Origin of the sequence: Nostoc sp. FACHB-888 (genome assembly GCF_014696655.1) — a bacterium.
Classification (GTDB): Bacteria; Cyanobacteriota; Cyanobacteriia; order Cyanobacteriales; family Nostocaceae; genus Nostoc.
In genome coordinates, this window is sequence record NZ_JACJQM010000044.1 from 1 (window position 1) to 23,729 (window position 23,729).

The 23,729-nt window shown below is 41.7% G+C and carries 16 protein-coding genes; 5 read left to right on the forward strand and 11 right to left on the reverse strand.

Annotated elements, in window-relative coordinates; translation table 11 throughout:
* The first annotated feature begins 124 nt into the window (after window positions 1-124).
* Window positions 125-1,609 carry an amidohydrolase family protein gene (locus H6G26_RS23395; RefSeq protein WP_190731631.1) on the forward strand — a complete coding sequence of 495 codons (1,485 nt, stop codon included), beginning with the start codon at window positions 125-127 and terminating at the stop codon, window positions 1,607-1,609.
* 30 nt (window positions 1,610-1,639) lie between these two features.
* Here H6G26_RS23395 and H6G26_RS23400 read toward each other — a convergent pair whose 3' ends face one another.
* The 4 genes from H6G26_RS23400 to H6G26_RS23415 form a co-directional block, all read right to left on the reverse strand.
* Window positions 1,640-2,542 (reverse strand): DUF4437 domain-containing protein, encoded by a 903-nt coding sequence (locus tag H6G26_RS23400; protein ID WP_347242497.1) that lies wholly within the window; start codon window positions 2,540-2,542, stop codon window positions 1,640-1,642.
* A 100-nt stretch (window positions 2,543-2,642) separates the two neighbouring features.
* Window positions 2,643-2,942, reverse strand: coding sequence for a protealysin inhibitor emfourin (locus H6G26_RS23405; RefSeq protein ID WP_190731633.1), 300 nt, complete (start codon window positions 2,940-2,942; stop codon window positions 2,643-2,645).
* Window positions 2,943-3,117: 175 nt separating this feature from the next.
* On the reverse strand, window positions 3,118-4,197 hold the full coding sequence (locus H6G26_RS23410; RefSeq protein ID WP_190731636.1) for a M4 family metallopeptidase: 1,080 nt from the start codon (window positions 4,195-4,197) through the stop codon (window positions 3,118-3,120).
* A gap of 414 nt (window positions 4,198-4,611) precedes the next feature.
* Complete coding sequence (locus tag H6G26_RS23415) at window positions 4,612-5,328, reverse strand: class I SAM-dependent methyltransferase (protein WP_190731638.1); 717 nt, start codon at window positions 5,326-5,328, stop codon at window positions 4,612-4,614.
* Window positions 5,329-5,510: 182 nt separating this feature from the next.
* Here H6G26_RS23415 and H6G26_RS23420 point away from each other — a divergent pair, with 182 nt between their 5' ends.
* Window positions 5,511-6,566: a DMT family transporter gene (locus H6G26_RS23420; protein WP_190731640.1), complete on the forward strand. Its 1,056-nt coding sequence runs from the start codon at window positions 5,511-5,513 to the stop codon at window positions 6,564-6,566.
* Window positions 6,567-6,707: 141 nt separating this feature from the next.
* Here H6G26_RS23420 and H6G26_RS23425 read toward each other — a convergent pair whose 3' ends face one another.
* Both H6G26_RS23425 and H6G26_RS23430 read right to left on the reverse strand, forming a co-directional pair.
* Window positions 6,708-7,124, reverse strand: coding sequence for a hypothetical protein (locus tag H6G26_RS23425; RefSeq protein ID WP_190731642.1), 417 nt, complete (start codon window positions 7,122-7,124; stop codon window positions 6,708-6,710).
* 412 nt (window positions 7,125-7,536) lie between these two features.
* Window positions 7,537-10,185: an ATP-binding protein gene (locus H6G26_RS23430; protein ID WP_190731644.1), complete on the reverse strand. Its 2,649-nt coding sequence runs from the start codon at window positions 10,183-10,185 to the stop codon at window positions 7,537-7,539.
* A 1,037-nt stretch (window positions 10,186-11,222) separates the two neighbouring features.
* On the opposite strand from H6G26_RS23430, the gene H6G26_RS23435 reads away from it, so the two are divergent.
* Together H6G26_RS23435 and H6G26_RS23440 are read left to right on the forward strand one after the other, a co-directional pair.
* The gene (locus H6G26_RS23435; protein ID WP_190731646.1) at window positions 11,223-11,387 is read left to right on the forward strand and encodes a phycobiliprotein lyase; all 165 of its coding nucleotides are present in this window, start codon (window positions 11,223-11,225) and stop codon (window positions 11,385-11,387) included.
* A gap of 109 nt (window positions 11,388-11,496) precedes the next feature.
* Window positions 11,497-11,835 (forward strand): CpeR family transcriptional regulator, encoded by a 339-nt coding sequence (locus tag H6G26_RS23440; protein ID WP_190731648.1) that lies wholly within the window; start codon window positions 11,497-11,499, stop codon window positions 11,833-11,835.
* A 327-nt stretch (window positions 11,836-12,162) separates the two neighbouring features.
* Here H6G26_RS23440 and H6G26_RS23445 read toward each other — a convergent pair whose 3' ends face one another.
* A complete protein-coding gene (locus H6G26_RS23445; RefSeq protein WP_190731650.1) occupies window positions 12,163-12,414 on the reverse strand; it encodes a hypothetical protein in 252 nt (83 codons plus the stop codon).
* 420 nt (window positions 12,415-12,834) lie between these two features.
* On the opposite strand from H6G26_RS23445, the gene H6G26_RS23450 reads away from it, so the two are divergent.
* Window positions 12,835-13,449 carry a Uma2 family endonuclease gene (locus tag H6G26_RS23450; protein WP_190731652.1) on the forward strand — a complete coding sequence of 205 codons (615 nt, stop codon included), beginning with the start codon at window positions 12,835-12,837 and terminating at the stop codon, window positions 13,447-13,449.
* A 119-nt stretch (window positions 13,450-13,568) separates the two neighbouring features.
* On the opposite strand, the gene H6G26_RS23455 is transcribed toward H6G26_RS23450, so the two are convergent.
* From H6G26_RS23455 to H6G26_RS23475, 4 genes are all read right to left on the reverse strand, one after another.
* Window positions 13,569-18,278 (reverse strand): hypothetical protein, encoded by a 4,710-nt coding sequence (locus H6G26_RS23455; protein ID WP_190731654.1) that lies wholly within the window; start codon window positions 18,276-18,278, stop codon window positions 13,569-13,571.
* 729 nt (window positions 18,279-19,007) lie between these two features.
* The gene (locus H6G26_RS23465; RefSeq protein WP_190731657.1) at window positions 19,008-20,312 is read right to left on the reverse strand and encodes a P-loop NTPase fold protein; all 1,305 of its coding nucleotides are present in this window, start codon (window positions 20,310-20,312) and stop codon (window positions 19,008-19,010) included.
* A gap of 408 nt (window positions 20,313-20,720) precedes the next feature.
* Window positions 20,721-22,076 carry a (Fe-S)-binding protein gene (locus tag H6G26_RS23470; RefSeq protein ID WP_190731658.1) on the reverse strand — a complete coding sequence of 452 codons (1,356 nt, stop codon included), beginning with the start codon at window positions 22,074-22,076 and terminating at the stop codon, window positions 20,721-20,723.
* Window positions 22,077-22,132: 56 nt separating this feature from the next.
* Window positions 22,133-23,491, reverse strand: coding sequence for an FAD-binding oxidoreductase (locus H6G26_RS23475; RefSeq protein ID WP_190731659.1), 1,359 nt, complete (start codon window positions 23,489-23,491; stop codon window positions 22,133-22,135).
* Window positions 23,492-23,729 lie beyond the last annotated feature (238 nt).

A 23,729-nucleotide genomic window follows, 5' to 3' on the forward strand; every position in this document is an offset into this window, starting at 1 on the left:
TTGTAACTTACTAGCAGCAATTTATAACTATGAGTTAAATTTAGCAATTCCAAAATGCAAACCCTTGACTATAACATAAAAGTAATTTTGCAAGAGGTCTACTCATTTTAGTGGGAGGTCTACTGTGTCTGAAACTCCTGTATTAGATCAAATTATCAAAAATGTGCGGGTAGTTCGTCCCCATAAGGATGCAATCGAACTACTTGATTTAGGCATTAAAGATGGAAAATTTGCTCAGATTGCCCCTAATATCAGCCCAGACACAGGTAAAGAGGTATTTGATGGCAAAAGCCTGTTAGGCTTTCCTGGAGTCGTAGATGCCCATATGCACATAGGTATCTATCAACCTCTCGACAAAGATGCTGTAACTGAAACCAAAGCAGCCGCAATGGGAGGCGTGACTACTAGCTTAAATTACATCCGTACAGGGCAGTATTATCTTAACAAAGGCGGCTCCTACCGCGATTTTTTTCCAGAGGTGTTGGCGTTATCCGCAGGTAATTTTTTTGTAGATTACAGCTATCACATCGCACCTATAGCTAGCCAGCATATTGACGAAATACCTTTATTGTTTGAAGAACACGGTGTATCTTCGTTTAAAATCTTCATGTTTTATGGCGGATATGGCTTGCATGGTTTGTCAGACCAGCAAAACCTCTTTTTGATGATTAATAAAGAGGAACGGTACGACTTTGCCCATTTTGAATTTATTATGCGTGGTCTAACTCGCTTGATGGAAGCACATCCAGAAGCGCGAGATACTATCAGCTTGAGTTTGCATTGCGAAGTTGCAGAAATCCTCAACGCCTACACCAAAATAGTTGAAAACGATTCTAGTCTGAGCGGATTACACGCTTACAGTGCAGCGCGTCCGCCTCATTCCGAAGGTTTAGCAATTTGCATCGCTTCTTATTTAGCGCATGAGACTAACTGTGCAAATATCAATTTGTTGCACCTGAGTTCGCGTAAAGCAATGGAAGCAGCTTTGACTATGCAAAGTGCTTTTCCTCATATCAATTTTCGGCGAGAAGTTACTATCGGACATTTGCTATTAGATGTCGATACTCCCAATACAATTTGGGCAAAAGTCAACCCTCCTATTCGTCCCCGTGCTGATGTGGAATACTTATGGCAAGCAGTACTCAACAATCAAGTAGATTGGATAGTTAGCGACCACGCTTGCTGTTCTGCTGAACAAAAAAGAAGTGCTAAAGACCCGAATAATATTTGGTTAGCAAAGTCTGGTTTTGGCGGTACAGAATATTTACTTTCTGGTGTATTTAGTGAAGGTAGTAAGCGGGGGATGTCCTACAATCACATGGCTAAATTACTATCTTGGAACCCCTCCCGACGCTTTGGTTTGTTAGAAAAAGGTGATATTGGTATTGGCTATGATGCTGATTTGGTGTTGGTAGACCCTAATGAAAGCTTTGTAGTACGTGCGGCTGAGTCGGAGTCACAACAAGGTTATACACCTTTTGAAGGGGTGGAGTTAACTGGAAGGGTAAAAAGTACTTTTTTGCGTGGAAATTTGATTTACAACGATGGGCAAGTTTTAGGTTCTCCTATTGGACGCTATTTAAAAAGGTCTTCTAGAGTGTTTACATAGAAACCTTGCTGTTTACAAACTATGTATTAATTAGTGGGGATATGACAAGACTGTTCCAACTTGTGATAAATTCCTATCAACACGGATAAAGAATAAGCAACCATCGTCTGTTCTATGCCAAGGAGAGGTGGTAAAGCTGGGGATATAGCCAAAGTAGTCCTTTATAAATTTGTAGTTTCCAATATCACAGTATCCAGCTAGGCAATACCCTTCCTCGTTATAACATTGAATCATTGGGGACTTACCATCATAATGTGGCAAGATAGCAAGCAGCCAAACTCCACCCCCGTTACTATCCTTCCTTAACCACTTTTTATTTGCTTGCACAAATTGAACTGTTTCTGTATTGCCCCACGGTAGCAATTTGCTATCCAATGCTGGGATGAAGCCACTTAACCTAGCATCTGGATGATCATTTATTGCATTTTTATATTTGAGAGAGCCATTTTGCATCCAGAGGATTTCTGCTTCCTCATTACCTAACACTTTCCAAGGGCCTACTCTTACTCCTGCGGGGATAAAGGAGTAGCCATGCTTGCTTAACTGCCACTCTCCCAATTGGATTGCACCCTTGAGTACAAAAATCTCCAAATCAGAAGTAAAGAAGCCAGACGGTGCTTCAAACTGCCGTGGTATTACAACTCTAGACGTTGATGCCCCACTGTCATGCCAAGTAAGTGATCGCCTACTACCAAATGCTACGTTATCTGGCATTCCACTGACTCGCCAACCGTGTTCTTCTGGTAAGGCATTTGTATCAAAGTATTGGTACTGGCGAGGTACATACTCTTTTGAGATTGCTGTACGCCTTCCTGATAAATTCATGCGCCCTCTGCCGTCTCCACCCCAATCCTCTTTTACAGATGCTACGTGCAAAAAATCATCAGTTTGGTTTTCTTCTGCGGAATTAAAATTTATATTTTCTTCGCCCACGACTTCGCATTCTCCTAGTTATATGCTTCTCTTTAGGCATTCAATTTTATATTGTGTTGACTGGATTTTTCTCTAAAAATTCAATTGTTAATTCCGCAAATTACCTTTTTTGTGCTATGGTTTGTAGCCATTCAATTAGGGGTCTTAAGGTTCCTGGCAACGCTGCTTCACTGACAGTCACTGTATGCTGCTTACCGTTATCTTCTACTGTTAACTTATACTGAAAGCGATCGCTCTGAGGATTTGGCGAGGTAATGTGTTCAGGTAGCCTAAATAAATCAGCAGCTTCAACCAGTCGGGGAAGGGTGCTAGCTTCGGTTGGTGAGAGAGTGGCTGTATCAACGGTTGTTTTCTTGGTAATCCCAGCAAAGCCGCCCGTGCGTTCAAAGGATATCCGCATTGTTTTGTTCTCCGTTGTGCTATTTAGTTGGGATAAATACTTAAACCGGGAGATAATAGTTCTCGGTTCCCAGTTTACCAACAATAAACAACAGATTTATCAGTCTCAAGTGTTGAGTGAGGCAGTGTAAGGTATTAACTATTTATTCCTAACTCCTCACTCTTAACTCCTAACTCTAAATAACTCCTACCTTTTGCCAAGCGTTTTGCACAGCTTTTTGCTCATGACTGTCATTACCGTAGAGTTCACCAGCAACTTGAATGGTGACATTGGCAGCTTTTTTAAAATCTGCTTTGGCACGCAAGCGATCGCGTAAAGCTATGTACCAGATTTTACCAACTCTTTCCCAAGCATAGCCACCAATCTCAACAGCCGCTAGATAAAAGGCATGGTTAGGAATTCCTGAATTGATATGCACTCCAGCGTTATCTTCAACACCAGTATATTTATCTTTCATATGACCTGGTTGAGGATCTTTACCCAATACTGGATCATCGTATGCTGTCCCCGGTGCTTTCAAGGAGCGCAGGGCAACACCTTTAACAGTCGGTACTAAAAGACCTTCACCAATCAGCCAGTCTGCCTCTTGTGCAGTCTGATTTTTGGTCTTTTGTTTCACCAGAGAACCAAAGACATCAGAAAACGACTCATTCAGCGCCCCAGGTTCGCCATAATACTGTAAACCCGCTTCATACTGAGTTATACCATGAACTAATTCATGCCCAATAACATCAATTGACTTGGTGAAGCATTGAAACATTTCTCCATCGCCATCACCATAAACCATTTGGTCGCCGTTCCAAAAGGCGTTGTCATATTTAACGCCATAATGCACGGTGGAGTCTAAACGTAGTCCTTTGTCGTCAATCGAATTGCGATCGAATATCTCATAAAATAATTCATAAGTAGCACCAGCAGCATCGTAGGCTTCATTAACTGCTGCATCACTGCTGGGAGGATCTCCCTCACCGCGCACTAGTGTACCAGGAAGTTGCTGGCCATGTTTTGCATCGTAGATGGTACGGCGCATTTCACCCGGGGAAGGTGCAAATGAGACAGAACCTATGACATCTCTTCGTCCACGAAACTGTGCCGAAACATTTAATGTCTGAAAAGCCCAACTACGCTGCTGGGGGTTGCCATTCACCACGACATTTTCCAGCATATGGGGCGGAATAATACAACAAATAGGGCATCTAGAGTCAAGTGGATGCTCATACTTGAACCGGGCTGATTTCTTTTTATTTCGAGCCATCCAAGATATTCTCCTTTTGAAACTAATTTATGGCAAACAGTGGCTTTAATTTCACCTTTGAAACGAGCAGAAAAACGAATTCAAATAGCGTATTCCTGGCTTGTTTTCTGAATAAAATTTTCTACTCTGTATTTTCAGATAGGTCTATAGAGGATTGATAGTACCCTCACGGGTACTTCTAATGTGAAAATATTGCATAAAACACAAGACAAGCTTATATATCGCAAGTTTCAGTAAAAATCCTTGTGTTAGTTAGCAAAACCTCCTTTACAGACCTAATGCGTTTATATATTAATTCTCATCAAGAGAAATCATGTTATTTATTGCTGTTTCGTTACTATGAAGCTCTTAATGCTATGAATACCCATTGGAGACAGTTAAATCCCAAATTCAAGTATTCAAAACCTAAAATTTTCACAGCCAGCCACCAAACACCGCTAGACCATAATATTTCCAAGGGACTGCAACTATCTTAAATCCAGCTTTGCTTAACATTTGTAAATGAGCATCTAAGCTAGCTAGCTGGTCTTGACCGGAGTAACCTTGAGTGCTAGTTGTAGCAAGCTTCGCGCGAATATCGGTTAAATTAGTTCCCTGTTGAATTGACCATTCCTCTCGTGCCGCCTTATAAACTTCTGCTAAGGCTGGTGATTCCGGTAAAATGGGGTCTGCATCCCAAAAACAGCCGTCTTTACTGAGGCTAGCAGTAATTCGCCTAAATAACTTCAATTTCATCTCGTCTTGGAGATGGTGGATTGCCAAGGATGAGACACAAGCATCAAATCCGCTACCAATATCTAACTTCTCTGGATTATCTGCCCAGTCGCCAAAGTCTGCTTGTATACCAGTCCAGTGTTTTTGATATCCTGCTACTGTGAGTTTATCTTGGGCAAATTGCAGCATTCGAGGTGAGTAATCTAGGGCAATTACTTGGGCATTTGGGCAACGATTAAGTATTTTTAGACTAAGTTCGCCTGTCCCACACCCTAATTCTAAAATACGCCGACTTGTGGAAGGCACACAACGGGTAATTACTTCCAACATCTCATCGTATCTCGGTAAAAGTTGGCGAATACCAGTGTCAAAATCAGCAGTATTGGCAAATACCTCTCCAGGAAATAGCTGTTGCATGGTGATTAGAACAAATGAGCTGTTACGTATTTAACTTGGACATTTACATGAAGGCTGATGACCGATGACTGAAGACCAATATATCTATAAGATTGACAAGTGGTAATGTAACACAAAGCTTTGCACAATTTAGGTGAGTATCAAATTAAAATCAGCTTTAATTACCTATTATTTAAGGTTCAATGCAGATATCACGTCTTTTGCTTATACGTAAATTACCCGGTCAATTTTATTTATGGTGTGCCATTATCATTTTTGGCGCTGCAAATTCTGTCACTCGCAAGCTTACAGAAATTGGTGCAGAAAAATATGTGAATGGTCGCAATCCGATTTCGCTTTGTAATGTTTTATTTGTAGGGAATATCTGCGCTTTACTAGTATTATTAATCGTCTATGGACGACAATGTAGACTAAGTAGATTACAGCAAATTTCCCAAAATCAATGGTTATATCTTACCATTGCTTCAATTATCGGTGGGGCACTTGCTCCTGGTTTAATTTTCCAAGCACTAGCGATAACTGACGTTAATAATGTCGTTTTAATTGGTAGGTTAGAACCACCTTTAATTTTGGCTTTTTCTTTTTGGTTGCTGCGAGAGCGAGTTAATTTTTGGGAAATAGTTGGTGCGATCGCATCTTTTTTTGGGGTATTCCTCACCATCTCATTGCCAAGTAATCTTCAAAGCATGGTAGAGATGAAAGATTTGTTCAGCTTTGGGACTGGGGAAATTTTGACTGCGATCGCATCTGTTGCTTTGGCTGTCTCTACAATTATTAGTAAGAAAAAACTCTCAGGAGTCCCTTTGGGAATTTATAGTATTTACCGTACAGTTCTGGGAACAATAATATTTTTTTTCCTCGCCTTAATTCTATACGGGCAAAATCATTTCATAGATATATTCTCACCTTTTCTGTGGAAATGGATGTTAATTTACGGCCCTATAATTGTAGTAGTTGGTCAGTCATGTTGGGTTACTGGCTTAAGGGCTACTAGTGTAGCTCAAGCTTCCTTAATTGGCTCTTTTACTCCTATTATTGCAGTTGTTGTAGCTTATTTGATTTTGGGTGAGACTCCAACTTTTGCCCAGTATGTTGGTGGAGTAGTAATTTTGCTTGGTATTATTCTCAGCCAATTTGGAATTTCACAAAAACAATCTCTACAAACCCAACAGTCACAGAATGATTCGATAGCAAAATTAAAAGAAGTTGAGAGTGAAATTGGATTTAAAGGAATGTGATCTTATTCGGATATATCACCATCTTAACCAAACGTTGAAAAAAAATAAACTGTAGAGACTTAATATTACTAAGTCCCTACAGAAGTTATCTTTTTATGAAAGCTTTTTTATTGCTATATCAATTAATAAACCAGCTATAAGTTACTTCACTTCACTAGCCTCGAATTTTTCGATTTTACCAGCTTTAACTGCAACAACTACATCATAAGTTGCACAATAAGCAAATGTGGTTTTGCTAGCTTTGTTGTATAAATTTACAACCATACCTGCACCACCAGGTTGGACGGCAATTGGTTCCAAATCCCCGAAGAAATAACGACGTAGTTCGTCACCGCTACCAAACATTCCTTTATGTTTAGTCAGCATTTCAATTTTTTGAGTAATAGTTAAACCAGTTGCATCTTTCATGTCTGCTTTCGATGCGGCTTGTGCAGTCATTACTTTTGCTTCTTTTGCAAATGCTTGATTTGATTGTGAGTTAATCGTATTCAGTGCAGCACCACTAATAGCAACTAAACCTGTTAAAGTAGCAGTGGTAATAATTGTTTTGAGATTCATGATTGGAATTCCTTGAATTAATATTTGACAAACTAAAAAATGAGAATTGAGATATTAGGTGTTATGTCATGTCCGCTTGATTGCTTATTAAACCTGAATAACCCCACTCCGCCAAAGCGTAGGAATTGTAATTAATTATGTGGACATGATATTAATAGAAGGAGAATTCAGCTACTTAAGGTTAAGAGGTGTTATACTATTTCACTTTAATAATGATACAAATACCCTGGTAGGGGCATGGCAATGCCATGCCCTAACGAGAAATCTATATGTATCAGGATTTTTGTGAATTGGTATTAGATGGATCAGGAAATCGAAGCCCTCTGTTGTTTATTAGTATTAACCCTTTAGCTGAGAATTGGCTGAGAATAAATTGAATAGAAGTTAAAAGCTAACTGTTTTTGTTCTCAGACTAGTACCTTTTCCACGGAAGTTTGACCGTAAATCGACTCCCTTTGCCTAACTGGCTTTCAGCATGGACAGTACCACCGTGCAACTCGACAATTCTTTGCACCATCACTAATCCTAAACCAGTGCCTGTGGAACGAGAGGTGGAGGCATTTTCAACCTGCACAAAAGGTTGAAATAATTTGAAAAGATCATCAGAAAGCATCCCAATACCTGTATCTACCACACTGAAAAAGATATATTCGTTTGTAGGATTTGGCTGGACTTCAATCCAAACTTTACCTCCGTCGTGAGTAAACTTAATAGCATTAGTTAACAGGTTAATAAATACTTGGCGGATGCGGCGCTCATCAACTTGAATGTGTTCAAGTTCATCAGGAATTTGTAAACTTAGGTGGATATTCTTCTGTAATGCTAAATGTTTGACAAAACTCAAGCTAGAGTCACATAATCCTTGAATCGAAGTGGAAGCTAGTTGCAGCTCTATCTTGCTGGATTCTATGTCGGTAAGCTCAAGGATATTGTTAATTAATTCTAGTAAATTCTTAGCACTGAATTCGAGGGTATTTAGGGACTGGCGTTGTTCTTCATTTACAGGGCCGTACACTTGATCTTGGAGTGCCTGTGTGATTCCAAGAATGGAGCTTAAGGGAGTCCTCAGTTCATGGCTGATGTTTCCTAAAAAGGTGCTTTTAGCACGATTTGCGATTTCGGCAGCTTCTTTAGCCTCATGCAGAGAGGATTCTGCATTTTTGCGATTGCAGACTTCTAAAGTTAGGGTGACAAATTCAGCTATTGAGCTAACAAAGTTTTGCTCGCTCAGTTCCCATGTCCGCGTAATCCCAATCTGCTCATACAATACCATTCCCACCACTTCCCCTCCAACCCAAATGGAAGTATTAATTAGGGATAGGATGTTATTTGGTTCTAGCAGTTCATCCCATAATTCTTGTACCCGTAGATCAGTGCGAGTATCGGTGACGGCAATGATCCGAGCAGATATTAGGGATTTAAAGTAGATAGGATAATCTTCAAGGTTGCGTTCTAAACCTGCCGAATGTCTCTGATTGCTACGTTCATAGAGACTTATACATTGTAGTTTGGTGCGTTGGCGCATCCCGTCGTGGGCATTGCGATTAAATAACCAAACACTAACTCGTTCTATTTCTAAAGCATTTGCTGCTTTCTCAGTAATAACTTTGAATGCCGTTTCCAGCTTTCCTTCTGAAATTGCCCTGTGATTTGCCAGTTCTGCTAACGCCTGATGATGCTGGCTAAGTCTTCGCTCATTGTTAATACGTTCTTGAATCTCTTGCTGTAATTCTTGAGTTCGCTGCTTAACTTGCAATTCTAACTCTTCACTTTTGGTAATCTGTGCAGTAAAAGTTTTGCGTAACTGCTGCATCATCTCGTTAAAAGATTCACCCAGCACCTCTAGTTCTTTAATGCCCTGTACTATCATCACTGAGTCTTTGCCATTAGTAAAATCAGCTAAATCTTTTGTCGCCGTGCTGAAATACAAAATTGGCTGAGTTATCCAATCGGCAGTGACAATCCCTAGTAAAGTAGCTAGTACCAATGCTCCCAGACAGAGAATTGTGGTTTGATTGTTGCGATCAATCTGTCGCATAAAGTCTGCTTCTGGGACAGCCACTATAATCAACCAATTGACATTTGGTTCGCTCTGTAAGGGTCTAATTTCTAAAAATTGCCGTTTGCCGTCAAAGGAGAAATCTAGCTGCTGTAAACTTTGAATCTGGTCAAAGTTACTAAATTTCGTTGTTAAATATTTAGCGATCGCTTGAGTAAAAGAATTTCTGCTTTGGGAAGCCGCTAACAGAGTGGGTTTACCATTTTGTAAGCGGAATGGTTCTTCTGTTGTGGAACTTGCGACTAATAGCCCCGATCGCTCGATAATAAAAACTTGCCCAGACTTGCCAACTTTAATATTTTGTAGCAAATCCCCAATTTGTGATATGCGAGTTAGAGCATTGTTGACTCCAAGTAACTGGCCTTGGGAGTTATATATAGGCTCAGATGCACTAATCAGCAGCGTTGGTTCGGTGACGGATGGAAAAATTTGACTAAAGGTGAATTTTTTGGCGGTAACTGCTGCTTGATAATCAGGACGCGATCGCGCATCATAGTTTTTGATCACCTCTGGTAGTTGGGTACGTTGACCTTGAGAGTCAATTCTGTACGTGTAGAGGTCGTACCCAGTTGACTTATCGGCAAATCTTAGCAAAAATTCGCGATCGTTGAGCTTTTCCACCGCTAGGTGTTCTTGCTGTTCATTGCTTACCGTTAAAATGGCATCAGGAAAAATATCTAACTGCTTTATTAAATATGGCTCCCAGGTTGCCAGATTTTCCATCTTTAGCAACCCAATATCAATAACATTTTGATTACCGCGCAGTTGTTGACGCAAAGTTGAGAGATAAGTCTGTAAATTCTGCTCTACTCGATTAGCGACTTCATAACGCAATTCACTAGCTACCTCATTGATTGCCTTTTGCCCATTGCTGATTGATAAATGTGCGGTTAATAATACAGCTAGCAATATTTGCAGCAGAAATAATGCTACCAGAATGCGACGTAGAGGTATGCCTTTAAATAGGGAAAAAACACTACTTTGGACAAATTTTTTGTTCATCTGCCCACTCTCCCTTCCTGTACTGTAGTACTGAGTACAATACCTCGACTTTTGACACCTGTGGGCTTATGCATAGTTTGTACTCGGTCGGGTCAAGAGCCAATATACCATTTATGGTGAAACACTCTGCACCTACTTTACATCCAACTTGTGTATACACGGTAGCTTAAAAAGGGGGGCAAAAAGCTCTCAAAGTCCCCCTTTTTAAGGGGGATTTAGGAGGATCAATACACATTTGGCACCCAGCAAAAAGATGTGTGTACACTGTAGCCCCCACGGGGGGAGAGGCTTTGAAACGCAGTTTTAGTTTTTCTCTGCTTGTATCAAACCGCCCTGCCTTTCCCGATGCGAGAAGGAGGAAATTCAAAGTCTCTCTCCTTTTAGGAGAGAGATTTAGAGAGAGGTTTTCCAGATGCCGTGAAAGTCAGGGGGTTCTTTGGCAGCAAATATCCTAATTAGCATCAAAGCAGCACAGGATTCCGCACTGGCTACTTTAGTATTATTTAACTTAACAAATTTTAATAAATATGGTTTCGGCATCGTATCAGAATGTGTAAAGGCATAACGATGCAAAAAGCTAATCTGCGTAACCGTTTACGCAAGCTTAAAGATGTAGTTAACTACAACTAACTGTCTGAGTATGTGCAAAACATTCATAGGACAAGCAGCAAAATTATCACTAAGCTGATGCGCGCCTAAATTGTATAAACACTCTTTACGGTCGTTAACTGTTGACGGTTATCAGTCATCGGTCATCAGTCATTAGCCATCATGTAAATGTTCAAGTTAAATGCGTAACAGCTTATCACTGAAGTTGCTTAGATTTGCTTAAGTATAGATGAAAAATGGGCTGGGCGCTAAAAACAACCGGGCGAATAAGAACTCAGTACTCCTAAGTCAGCACTGGCTCAAGCATAGCTATCCATTAACAGCACTTAGCACTTCTGAATGCGGTTATGATCAAAGAGGCTAGGAAAATAACTTTTTAGCCAAGATACCTCTTGAATTGTAAGCTACTTTTTTTAATCACTTTTCTAATGGAAATTACCGAATTCTTTGAATTTTCAATTGGGCGATCGCGATCGCACCATAGCGATCATCATTTAGCATTTGCCCACCTTGAGCAAGTGCATTATAACATCGAGCCTCTATCCGTCAATAACTCTGCGGTGGTAGAAATTTGTTTAGATAAGTCTAGATAGAGGTATAGATATTAAAATCCACGAGCAAATATAGGGGTTAACCTCTTAGCCCTTTGCGGTTTGAAAAATGGGAAAGTTTTGCTGATTAATTATGTGCGGTGAGCGCCTTATGTTGATTCAGCTTGAATTTATTAAATCTAAAATGTTACCTCCACAAGCTGAAAAAAAAATGCGCTGCTGGATTCGCAGTCGCCACTTGATTTGTTCGGGCAACTTTTTTATATTCGAGACATTAGAATACACGACCATTGAGAGATTTTCTGAATGTGTCGCTTCTTTAGGAGGAACAGTAATATCCGTTGATCCGATTAATAAGATTTGGATGGGCGATCATCGCCAGGTGATCTTGTATCAGGCAAAAGCTAGTTTACATACACCTCATCATACTTTAAAACAATACTGGATAAAATCCGGTAGTCCATACACTAAATTTGATGAGCGTGCTTGAGAGTTACTATCTAGCAAAAAAGGTTCTGACAGGCGTTTACACTCTAATTCAAAATTAAGTTTTGAATTTTAAATACTCCCCAAGGGGATTGACGGCTAATTGTTAATGTCTAATTGCTAATTTTTTTATAATGATTAGCTGTTAGTTATTACCAGTTAGCCGTCTCAGTTTGTTAGAGAATATAACTAAAAAGCTTCCCAAGACGTAAACGACAAACGCTTTAGCACAAGTTAAAAATGTAGCGTAGTTTACCTCGTAATATAAGCATCGCGTGCAATAATTCTAGAAAGTGCGTAGACGCGTAGCAGCTTGTCGAAAGACATCGCCTCAAAACTTCACCAACTCTAAATCGCGTTCCGCCCATTGGATGGCTCCCTCTTTTAACTGTTCTCTAAGATTCACTAAGGCTTTTTGAGCAATATAATATTCCACTGCTTCGTTGATGAATCGACTGCGTTGGCGTAGCCTCTCCTCTGGAGAATCGCGTAGCCTCTCCTCTAGAGAATAGCCTTTTTTAATAACTCGATCAATTAGTTCAATTGTCTCATCTGGCAAGGTGATGTTAATCCGGCGATGCATAATTTTTCGCTTTGTCTTGCACGGCAATTTTATTGTACATATTTAAAGTGTGTATGATTGTGCTAGTAAAGCGATCGCTTACCCTTTTACTATCTAAGCATTTGCGCCCAGAATAGAAGAGTCATAGTGGCGTAGCAAATCTTCTGGATCATTCTATGAGAAGAGAAAAGGGTTAGAGAAGAGATGGCGATCGCTTATAATTACAGCAGTTGCCAGTTAAGGTTAAGACATAACCTTATCTTAAAACCCTTACACCATAATACTTTCAAGCCTGTTGCCTGTTATATCTGCAATTGCGATCGCGTTCGAGGTGCTTGGGCGATCGTACAGTGCCGGAGGCGGACGCTAAGAAAGCTTGTAGAATTTGTTAGTTAATAGGGTAGGCATCATTTACCGAATCTTTATTGGTAAGAGATCAAGATGGTACAAACACCCGCTAGTCCAGAAACCGAAACCCTATTGATTGAGTTGCCTAAGTCGATTGGGCTGTATGTTACCCAAGAACAGTTTGCTGCTTTAGCCGCAGCCAACCGAGACTTGAGACTGGAAAGAACCGCACAAGGAGAATTAATAGCGAACCCACCAACAGGCTGGGAAACTGGCAAACGTAATTGGAGTATTTCTGGCGAATTGTATTTGTGGTGGCGTAGTGCGGGTGAACCTGGTAAGGTCTTTGACTCTTCTACAGGCTTCATTTTACCCAATGGTGCGACTCGCTCCCCCGATGCCTCTTGGGTGAGTGGAGAACGATGGCAGGCGCTTACTTCGGCACAAAAAGGAACGTTTGCTAATATCTGCCCCGATTTTGTGGTTGAGTTACGCTCTAGTTCAGATACCCTCAAGTCCCTGCAAGATAAATTGAGGGAGTATATCGACAATGGCGCTAAACTTGGTTGGTTAATCGATCCGCAGCAGCGACGGGTGGAAATTTATCGACTGGCTAAGGACGTGGAAGTGTTGGAGAATCCGGGAGAATTGTCGGGTGAAGCGGTGTTGCCGGATTTTGTCTTGAATTTGCGACGGGTGTGGGATTGAAAGCATCCTGCTCGCTACGGTTAATTAACGCGTAGCTTGCTTCTTGCTGGAGGCGAGTATTGCGAATTAAAAATTACGAATTACGTAGCTTGCTTCTCGCCTTTGGCGAGTATTACGAATTACTTAATATCATCGCAGAGACGCTTGTCGCTCTCACTCAAATTCGGGTTATTCTGCAAATAATCATGCAGCCAATTGCAACCCCGCACCAGCAATTGGTCTAAATTCTCCACAGACCACAACCGCGCTGTGTTGTCATAAGAAGCCGTGGCGATGGTTTTGCCGTCCGGGCTGAAACTCACACTTAAGACCCAGCCTTGATGCCCTTTGAATTCTTGTAGCAGTTGCCCGTTGAGCGTCCACAACCGCGCTGTGTTGTCAAGTGATGCCGTGCCAATGGTTTTGCCATCCGGGCTGAAACTCACATCCCAGACTCTGCCTTGATGCCCTTTGAATTCTTGCAGCAGTTGCCCGTTGAGCGTCCACAACTGCGCTGTGTTGTCAAGTGATGCCGTGCCAATGGTTTTGCCGTCCGGGCTGAAACTTACACTTGAGACACCGCCTTGATGCCCTTTGAATTCTTGCAGCAGTTTCCCTTCTAGGTTCCACAACCGCGCTGTGCTGTCATAAGAAGCCGTGGCGATGGTTTTGCCGTCCGGGCTGAAACTTACACTTAAGACCCAGCCTTGATGCCCTTTGAATTCTTGCAGCAGTTTCCCTTCCAGGTTCCACAACCGCGCTGTGTTGTCAAGTGATGCCGTGCCAATAGTTTTGCCGTCCGGGCTGAAACTTACACTTGAGACACCGAGTTGATGCCCTTTGAATTCTTGCAGCAGTTTCCCTTCTAGGTTCCACAACTGCGCTGTGCTGTCAGATGATGCCGTGGCGATGGTTTTGCCGTCCGGGCTGAAACTCACACTTGAGACACTGCCTAGATACTGTTTGAATTCTTGCAGCAGTTTCCCTTCCAGGTTCCACAACCGTGCTGTCTTGTCATCTGATGCCGTGGCGATGGTTTTGCCGTCCGGGCTGAAACTCACACTTAAGACTCTGCCTAGATGCCCTTTGAATTCTGTCAGCAGTTTCCCTTCCAGGTTCCACAACCGCGCTGTCTTGTCATCTGATGCCGTGGCGATGGTTTTGCCGTCCGGGCTGAAACTCACACTATTGATTTTGTCTTGATGCCCTTTGAATTCTTGCAGCAGTTTCCCTTCCAGGTTCCACAACCGCGCAGTGTTGTCAGATGATGCCGTGGCAATGGTTTTGCCGTCCGGGCTGAAACTCACACCCCAGACACCGCCTTGATGCCCTTTGAATTCTTGCAGCAGTTTCTCCTCCAGGTTCCACAACCGCGCTGTGTTGTCAGATGATGCCGTGGCGATGGTTTTGCCGTCCGGGCTGAAACTCACACTATTGATTTCGTCTTGATGCCCTTGGAACTGGTTACGTTCTTTAATTTTATTGAGAATAGTATCCAAAGCAAAAATAGGGCTGATAGCTGGATATTTTTCTAAAGGGCGACCATCTTTTACCAGAGTTTTTAACTCTTTCCCACTTTGCATTACTGCCACCAGCGATTCTAACTCGGTATACTCAAACTGTCTTAAAGCATTAACTCCAGCCCGTTCTAATTCCGTTCCCTTTTGTGCTTCTTTTTGTGCTGTCTCTGCTGCGCGTGTATCTTGATATGCTTTTGTTAGCGCTGCTTGTGCTTGACTCAAAATAGTTTGAGCCTGTTTAGTTTTAGATTTTGCTTCCTGTTGTTGTCTATTTGCCTGTTGGGCTTTCTCTTCAGCCGTTTTGACTTGTTCGTTAGCTGTTTGAATTTTTTCCTCTGCTTGAGAATTTTTATCTTGTAATTCTGCTGCTTGCTGCTTTACACTCCCTAAATCTGCCTGTGCTGCCTTAAATTTTACTTCTGCGGCTTGCTGATTCTTCTGCGCTGCTTGAAACTTTTTCTCTGCATCTTTCTTGTTAGTTTCTAATTCTTGTGCTTTCTTCTGTAATTCTAGCTGTGTTTTTTGCGTAGCTTGCAATTCAGCTTGAGCCGTTTTAACTGTATTTTCTGCCTGTTGCTTTTCATCATCAGCATCTTTAGCGACTTGAATTTGACTCAATGCATATAAAGATGATATACCTGCCAATAATAATAGACATACCGCTAAACCAGAACTCACCGCCAACCGCATCCGCCCTTGGCGAACTTGTCGGTTAGCTTCTTGTTGAGCATCAACTAATATCTGCTTTGCATCTTGTTCAAGCTTCAGCTTCTCTTCTGCTTGCAAGCGTTGTTCTCGCTCTCTAGCTAATTCTGCTAATATTTCATTACCCTGTTGTTGGCGAATGAACGACACAAGGTAATCATGCACCAGTTGATAACGGTCAGCAGGCGATTCTGGTAACAGCAATACTAACCTTGATGCCACAAAAATCTCTAACACCAAATCTAGTTTCTCGGCTTCTACTGCCAAATCTGCGGCTAACTCAGCGCGAGTCTTGAGGGGACGAGTACCATTTTCATCTGTAAGTAAATATAAAACCAGTCGAGCAACCTGTTCATTCTCCGAACCACAATCTTGAATAACTTCTTCTAAAAATCGCTCAACCAGTTTTTCTTTTGTACCAAACTGACGATAACTATCTAAACTTATAATTTTCTCAGTTTGCAGTTGCGTCCCCACAATTTGTAACTCAATCGGGCGTACCTCCCCCAACTCCCCTGCTAAATCCCGCACTAATTCATCAATTAATGCAGGCTCTAAGTAAAAGTGAGAGCGTTCTGTCAAACTCTGCACAACTGCCTTCGCATCGGCTGGCGAAAAGTTCCCCAAGTAATAGCGAATATTTTTATCGAGAATATTATTATTAATTGCAGTCAAATTAAACAGACGGTCTAATTCTAATAAATAATGTAAATAATCTTCCCGCAAAGACAGAATTACCTTGACAAAAGAAATATCTAGACAAACTCGCAAAAACTCATAAAATGCTCGTCGTTGACCTTGGCCTGGATAAACAAAGAAAAACTCCTCAAACTGGTCAAACATTAAAACCGTCAACAAATTCCGGTCAGCATTTCTCCGTAATTGTTCTAAAATCGCTGCTGAAGAATCAAGATTAGCAAATAATTCTTTACCTCTGACTTCCTCAAAAGCCTTAGCTAAACACTGCCCCAACATCCCCACCCAATCTGTATAAACTCGCAACAAAATAGGTAAAGCATCTCGCTCACCAATTGCCTCTTGTTGCAGCGCCGGAATTAAACCACCCTGCAAAATTGAACTTTTCCCCACTCCTGACTGACCATGAATTACAGTCAATTTATGCTCAGTCCCGCCAATTCTTTCTCGCAACCGCTTCACATCTTGTCCCCGTCCAGAAGCGGCAATTTCTTGAGCAATTCTTTCCGGGTTTTCGACTTGCGACTGTGCAGAATTAATTGCCTGTCGTTGCGGGTTAAGATAAGATGCACCAACAAAGGCGCGAAAACCATACTGCTGTTCAATTTGTAGTTGTTCTTGCTTAATATAAAAAGCTTTGAGATATTCACCTTCCCCAAAGTAGAGTGAGCGTAACCTCTCTAATATAGATATATATAAATATGGGTTGTAGTGATGATTACTTTCTTTTTTTGCCCTTTCTAAATTAGTAATTGCTGCTTTAACTTGACCTAAAGCCTGCTGCGACTTAGCTAAAATAAACCGATATAATCCAAATTCGTCTGATTTAGTATTAGGAATATCAGCTAATATTTGTAATGTTTGCCCTGCGAGTTGATTAGCTTCATCCCAGCGCGACTGCTCTAAAGCTACCTCTGCCAAAAAACCATAATCTTTAGCCAATTGCAACGATGTGCCATAATTCTGATGTAGCGGCAGAGATTTCTCAACAAGGCTTTGCAACTCTGCCCATGCTTGCAGATGTCGCAGAACTTCACCCAGTTTAGTAATATGTTTTGCTACTAAATCTGAACGTTGCGCTAGTTCAAAAATCTCAATAGCTTGCTGAAGGTAATTTTTAGACTCATGCCAATAGCGTTGATTTTCTGTCTGATCTTTTTCAGCTTGGCGGTTATACGCCAAAGCAATATTAACAAATAATATACCTTGTCGTTCTAAATAGTTACTTTGCTGCCAAAACCCCAAACTTTGTTGATAATCTGCCAAAGCAGAATCTATCTGGTCATGTAGATAATTATTTAAACCAAGGACAAACTTTAAACTTGCTTGAAGCGCTGGTTCTAATACTTCTCCTCGATTTTGCAAATCTTTACGAGCGGTTTCTAATTCCCGGCACATTTGGGGATTAGGCGTTACTTCATCAGCAAAAATTTCATCAGTCTTTTGCTGGAGAAGATTTACTAAATCATCAGTAGGGTTTTCAAACTCAATAATAGTTGCCCAATTCTCTAAATCAGTTGCCAATCGAATAAACTTTTGCAGAACTGAATCATTAACCCACAACAATATCGGAAACGGGAAATTCTTTTTAAACTCCTCCCGTACTTGGTTAGCCGAAGCTAGAACTGTCTCAACATCTTTAACCAACTCCAAACCAAAAACCATCAATGCAGGTGGCTGTTCATCTCCAATTTGTTCACGTATATTTGTGTAAAGCGTTTTAACTGATGCAGGTAAAATAATTTCGCTAATATGTATAGGAGATAATTGGTGCAGACGTTCCACCATACGCTGACGTAAAGCAGCATAATTACAGCGCAGCAAAATCAGCGAAAATTCTCCTTGAGAAAAAGTAATTGTTCGCACCAGAGTTTGCAATGAATGCTCATTGTCAAAGGATACATTTTCTGGCTCTTGCTGATTACTCATAACATAGATAATTTACCTTATATTAGCTGTTTCTATAATTACATCATGCAAGTAGGGCGCAGTCGGCAGAAAGATGATTTTTGTTAGTTGTAGGCTGTAGTTGTGAAAATTACAACTGACATCGCTTCCATGAAGACAGCTACGGTGTACACACATCTTTTTGCTGGGTGCAAAATGTATATTGATCCCCCCTAAATCCCCGATAAATTGGGGGACTTTGAGAGATTTTTGCCCCCCTTTTTAAGGGGGGTTGGGGGGAGATAACCTTAAAGCTTTGTATCCGTTTTTTCCTAAGCTTTGAGAGCTTTTTGCCCCCCTTTTTAAGGGGGGTTGGGGGGATCAAAAGCCTGTAGTGCAACTCTAGAAGACTTGTGTGTACACCTTAGCATGAAGACAGAGACCGCTCCCATCAAGACAGAGACCACTTCCATCACGACAGAGACCGCTCCCGTGAAGACAGAGACCGCTCCCATCAAGACTGAGACCACTCCCATCACGACAGAGACCGCTCCCATCAAGACTGAGACCACTCCCATCACGACAGAGACCGCTCCCATCAAGACTGAGACCACTCCCATCACGACAGAGACCGCTCCCGTGAAGACTGAGACCGCTCCCATCACGACAGAGACCGCTCCCGTGAAGACTGAGACCGCTCCCATCACGACAGAAACCGCTCCCATGAAGACTGAGATGCTTAACGTTATAGCATTTCACAAAATACCCGATTTATAACCTAAATTCCTTGGCTTCAGCCAAAATTGGATTGATATCAAACCAAGAACCATCCTGATTCCGGTATTCAAATACAAACATACTGCGGAGCAAAAGTTCGTATCTTTCATGACCTCTTAGGTTTTTGTCTTGCGCCACCTCACGCAGTAATTCCCATTCATCGGGCGTAATTGCCAAACTTAGCTCATTGCGGCGTTGTTTAATCACCCTATTTACACACTCGCGCGACAGAGGTGGGTCTTCTTGTTGAAGACAGCGAAATAATAACATTAGCAAATTACGCAAATGACCGCCGCTAACTCGGCAAAGTCTCTCTAAAGTATCAGGACTATCAAAAACCTCAGTAATTAAATTCCGACTTTGTTCCCAACTAACACCAGGAAAAGCCCTCGTCATAACCATCTGTTGCAGCAGCGTGATTCCTTGTGAGAATTGCGAACTATCTTGTAACTGCACGGGAACCATCGGCAAAACCTTGGGGTCTACGCCAAAGCGATTTGTTAACCTACCTAAAGCGTTGGAAAAAATCAACACTAACGGAATGGTATAAACAACATGACAATTTAGCTGATTTAACTGTTCACCGCGTTCCACAAACAGATATTCTGGCTGGTAATGACCGGAAGGCTTCAAAGAATTATCCACTCGGTCGAGATTATCTATAATTACTACCAGTCCTTTTTTACCTTCCTGTTTGAGTTTTTCTCTAGCAGGCTTGAGCAATTCTTTGTTGATTGATTCTAAAATGCCATTGGTGCGCGGTTCTAAATATTGCCGCAACTGACCGCGAAGTTTGGGGCTATCTTTAGTTTTGGCAGTAATCTTGGCAATACCTACAGATAATTCAGCCTCTACCCCAATATCTAGCGGCGTTTGCAAAAACTCAGAAATTTCCGTAAATAGATTTTTAAAGTATCCTGGTTTGAGATTGATTTTGATTGCTTCGAGACTTTGACTCACCTCACGAGCTACTGCCAATAAAATATCTGTAACATCAATATCAGCCATATCCAGGCTTTGGCTAGACTCAAAATAAACCACATGAAATCCCTGCTGCTCTAACTCTGCTTTGAGTCGCAGTAACTCAGTAGATTTGCCACAGCCGATATGTCCGGTAAATAATTGACAGGTAGGTTCTTCAGGTGAAAGGCGGGTGATAGTTCGCCCAAGTTCCTCAATAATCTTGGCACCACGCACTTTAGAGAAATCAATATAATATTGTTTATCCTCTGGTTTGCTTACAACTAAAGTCTTGCTAGGGTTGCAAGCTTTAAAAAACCTTGTTAAATCCAGTTTCATTACAAATCACCTGAAATTAGCCTGATACTCTTGCCCATCTCAGTGGTTATACAGACGGCAAAACCGCTATTTCGGAAAAAACTTCTTCAAAGCGGCTATCTCTATATAAAACCAAAGTCTTGTTGATCCTCCTAAATCCTCCGATAAATTGGAGGACTTTGAAAGGTTTTTGCCCCCCTTAAAAAGGGGGGTTGGGGGATCAAAGCCTGTGGGGTAACTCTAGAACAATTGTGTGTACACCGTAGCCTAAAAGGAGAGAGAAATAGAAGTGAGGTTTTCCAGATGCCATGAAAAATCAGAAATGCATATAGGTTGAGTGAGGTACAAGAACCCCACCCCCAACCACCTCCCCGCTCTTCGAGAGGTGGCTATGACAGTAGGAAAAACTATAACGCAATAAGCAGATGTCTACAATTCCAACTTCTCACCCCGAATCGAATAATCTAACAACTCCATCGGGTGAATAACTGAAATTTTCTTACCTTGCAACTGCAAATGCTTAGTAATTTGCAAAGTACACCCCGGATTAGCAGAAGCAATTAACTCAGCACCAGTATTCAACAAATTCTGCACTTTTTGCCGACCCAATTCTTCAGAAACTTCTGGTTGGAGCATATTATAAACCCCAGCGCTGCCACAACATAAAGCCGCGTCTAGTGGTTCTCTCAACTTCACCCCTGGAATTTGCCGCAATATCTGACGCGGTTGCACGCTAATCTTTTGTCCATGCAATAAATGACAAGCATCTTGATAAACTAAATTCAAAGGTTTATCCATCAGTGGCGAAAGTTTTGCTGTAAACCCAACAGTTGCTAAAAACTCTTGAGCATCTTTAACTTTAGCTGCAAAATCCCTTGCCTTTTCCCGATATTCTGGGTCATCTTCTAAAATGTGACCGTATTCTTTCAAAGTATGACCGCAACCAGCAGCATTGATAATCACAAAATCTACATCCGTCTTGGCAAAACTATCAATCATCTGCCTTGCTAAAGCCTTCGCCTGTTCTGTTTGTCCTTGGTGTTCGGGAAGCGCTGCACAACAACCTTGAGATTTCGGAATCACAACTTCACAACCATTCGCTGTTAAAACCCGCACCGTTGCTTCATTAACTGGCGAGAAAAATAGCCGTTGCACGCAACCCAAAATTACCCCAACTCGGTAGCGCTTTTCACCTTGGGCGCGAATAACAGTAGGCAAATTATCTTGAAAAGATTTGAGAGTAATTTCTGGCAGAATTGATTCCATTGCTGCCAAACGGGGGGAGATTTTATTGAGTAAACCTGTAGCGCGAAAGAATTTAGCAAAACCTAACTTTTGATAAACCAATAACGGAACTAATAAAACCCGTAAAAGATTGGGGTAGGGAAACAGAGAAAATATCAGTTGACGAAAAAATTGGTCTGGCAAACTGCGGGGATAATTTCGTTCAACTTGGTGACGAGTTGCAGAAATTAACTTGTCATACTGCACACCAGAAGGACAAGTACTCACACAAGCAAGGCATCCCAAACAAGAATCAAAATGTTCTACAGTTGCCGTATTTAGAGCAATTTCACCCTCATTAATTGCATCCATTAAATAGATGCGCCCTCTAGGTGAATCCATCTCTTTGCCAAGCACCCGATAACTGGGGCAAGTCGAGAGACAAAACCCACAATGTACACAACTATCAATCAACTTTGGGTCAGGCGGATGACTCTCATCAAACCCCTTCAAATTCTTTAAACTAGCCGTATTATTAACAGAATTATCTGAAACTTGCATATTTCTCTCTTTCCCCTCTTCCTTTGAGTCCTTTGCGTCTACGCGGTTTGTTAAAACTAAATCCCACCCACAAACCGCCCAGGACTTAAAATATTCTTACTATCAAACTGTTCCTTAATACGGCGCATCAACGGCAAAGCATTCCCCGTATAACCCCAAACATCTATTTGTTCTTTAACCGCCATTGGTGCTGACAAAATTGTTAAAAAACCTCTATTAACTTGAGTGCGTAGGCGCAGCCCGCCGTAGGCATCGCTTCCAGCGGAGCGTAGCTCATCGCGCACTTTCAAAACTTGATTTTTATCCTCTAATTGTAACAAACCCAAACCACTACTTATATGAATTAAACCCAACTCCACCTGAGTTAAAATTTCCACAGCAGCAGTAGGTAACACTCCTATTTTGCAAGTAATTACAGATTCTGTGGCAGTAGTATGTATTCGTTCTTGCAATCTCTGCCATAGATTAGCCTCATCACCATCTGCAAAAATTGCCCCGTTTAAACCTAACTTTTGCCCTACTTCCAAAACTCGGTTTGACTGTTCCTTAACACTCTCACTAATACTTTGAAAGCGGGCAATTAATCCCAGTCCTTCACCCAAACCTAAGCTGGACACCAATTTAGTTGATAGCAAATCAGCCTGAACTGGTGTTAATGCCGAACCTCGAAGAATATCAGCCGCTTGGGATACAGCCTCTGCACTGCCGGTTAGTACTACCGTCCCCGATGCCTCTGGTAGCGGATATACACGAAAAGTTAGTTGACTAATAAAGCCTAACGTACCATAAGACCCAGTAAGCAACTTCATCAAGTCATATCCGGCAACATTTTTAACTACTCTTCCCCCAGCTTTAGCGACTTGTCCATCAGCGCGCACAAAGCTAATACCTAGTAACTGGTCGCGCACACTACCATAACGTTGTCGTAGAGAACCTGTATCACCTGTGGCAACAATACCGCCAATGGTTGCTGACTCTGGTGCTGTAGGGTCAAGGGCAAGAAATTGCTGCGACTTTGCTAAGAGTGCTTGCAAATCTGAGAACTTCATCCCAGGTTCTACTGTGACAGTCAAATCCCCAACAGCGTGTTCAATCAGTTGGTTGATGCGTTCTGTACTAACTACGACATTAACGTTCTTAGCTAAACCGCCCCAGCTAAGTTTACTGCCACTACCACAGGGGAGGACACGCCAGTTGTTACTGTAAGCTGTAGCGATGACTGCGGCTAGCTGTTGTTGGGTGCGGGGATAAACGATACAACTGGGAGAATTTCCAGAAGCTATAGCTTGTTGGATAAGTTTTTGCTGCCCTATTTCGATATTTTCCCAAAGGCAAACAGCATTTTCTTCGCCGACGATAGATGCAAAATCAGAAGCGCAGACGCCTTGCGGCCTGTCGTTAGACATCGCTTTCATTAAGTTTATTTTTTTACGCCCTACATCTAATTTACTGGCTAACCTGACCAAAAAAGCGCTGAGGTTATTTTAAGGGCTGGAGCTTTGCCTCCCTGCTCGCCTTAGAGCCAACGATAGCGTGGTGGATTAACGTTGTTCATATTTTCAACGCACGGGATTTCTTGTCTTCCCCTGCTCGTTTCCTTCTGTCTCTAGGGGGAATACAACAATGGCAGGTTTGCGTATATTAGTTTACTTG

Bases quoted from the DNA above. Each gene is read 5' to 3' on its own strand.
- H6G26_RS23405 (WP_190731633.1), bottom strand. From the start codon at position 2,942: ATGCGGATATCCTTTGAACGCACGGGCGGCTTTGCTGGGATTACCAAG.
- H6G26_RS23410 (WP_190731636.1), bottom strand. From the start codon at position 4,197: ATGGCTCGAAATAAAAAGAAATCAGCCCGGTTCAAGTATGAGCATCCA.
- H6G26_RS23415 (WP_190731638.1), bottom strand. From the start codon at position 5,328: ATGCAACAGCTATTTCCTGGAGAGGTATTTGCCAATACTGCTGATTTT.
- H6G26_RS23420 (WP_190731640.1), top strand. From the start codon at position 5,511: ATGCAGATATCACGTCTTTTGCTTATACGTAAATTACCCGGTCAATTT.
- H6G26_RS23425 (WP_190731642.1), bottom strand. From the start codon at position 7,124: ATGAATCTCAAAACAATTATTACCACTGCTACTTTAACAGGTTTAGTT.
- H6G26_RS23430 (WP_190731644.1), bottom strand. From the start codon at position 10,185: ATGAACAAAAAATTTGTCCAAAGTAGTGTTTTTTCCCTATTTAAAGGC.
- H6G26_RS23435 (WP_190731646.1), top strand. From the start codon at position 11,223: ATGGAAATTACCGAATTCTTTGAATTTTCAATTGGGCGATCGCGATCG.
- H6G26_RS23440 (WP_190731648.1), top strand. From the start codon at position 11,497: ATGTTGATTCAGCTTGAATTTATTAAATCTAAAATGTTACCTCCACAA.
- H6G26_RS23445 (WP_190731650.1), bottom strand. From the start codon at position 12,414: ATGCATCGCCGGATTAACATCACCTTGCCAGATGAGACAATTGAACTA.
- H6G26_RS23450 (WP_190731652.1), top strand. From the start codon at position 12,835: ATGGTACAAACACCCGCTAGTCCAGAAACCGAAACCCTATTGATTGAG.
- H6G26_RS23455 (WP_190731654.1), bottom strand. From the start codon at position 18,278: ATGAGTAATCAGCAAGAGCCAGAAAATGTATCCTTTGACAATGAGCAT.
- H6G26_RS23465 (WP_190731657.1), bottom strand. From the start codon at position 20,312: ATGAAACTGGATTTAACAAGGTTTTTTAAAGCTTGCAACCCTAGCAAG.
- H6G26_RS23470 (WP_190731658.1), bottom strand. From the start codon at position 22,076: ATGCAAGTTTCAGATAATTCTGTTAATAATACGGCTAGTTTAAAGAAT.
- H6G26_RS23475 (WP_190731659.1), bottom strand. From the start codon at position 23,491: ATGAAAGCGATGTCTAACGACAGGCCGCAAGGCGTCTGCGCTTCTGAT.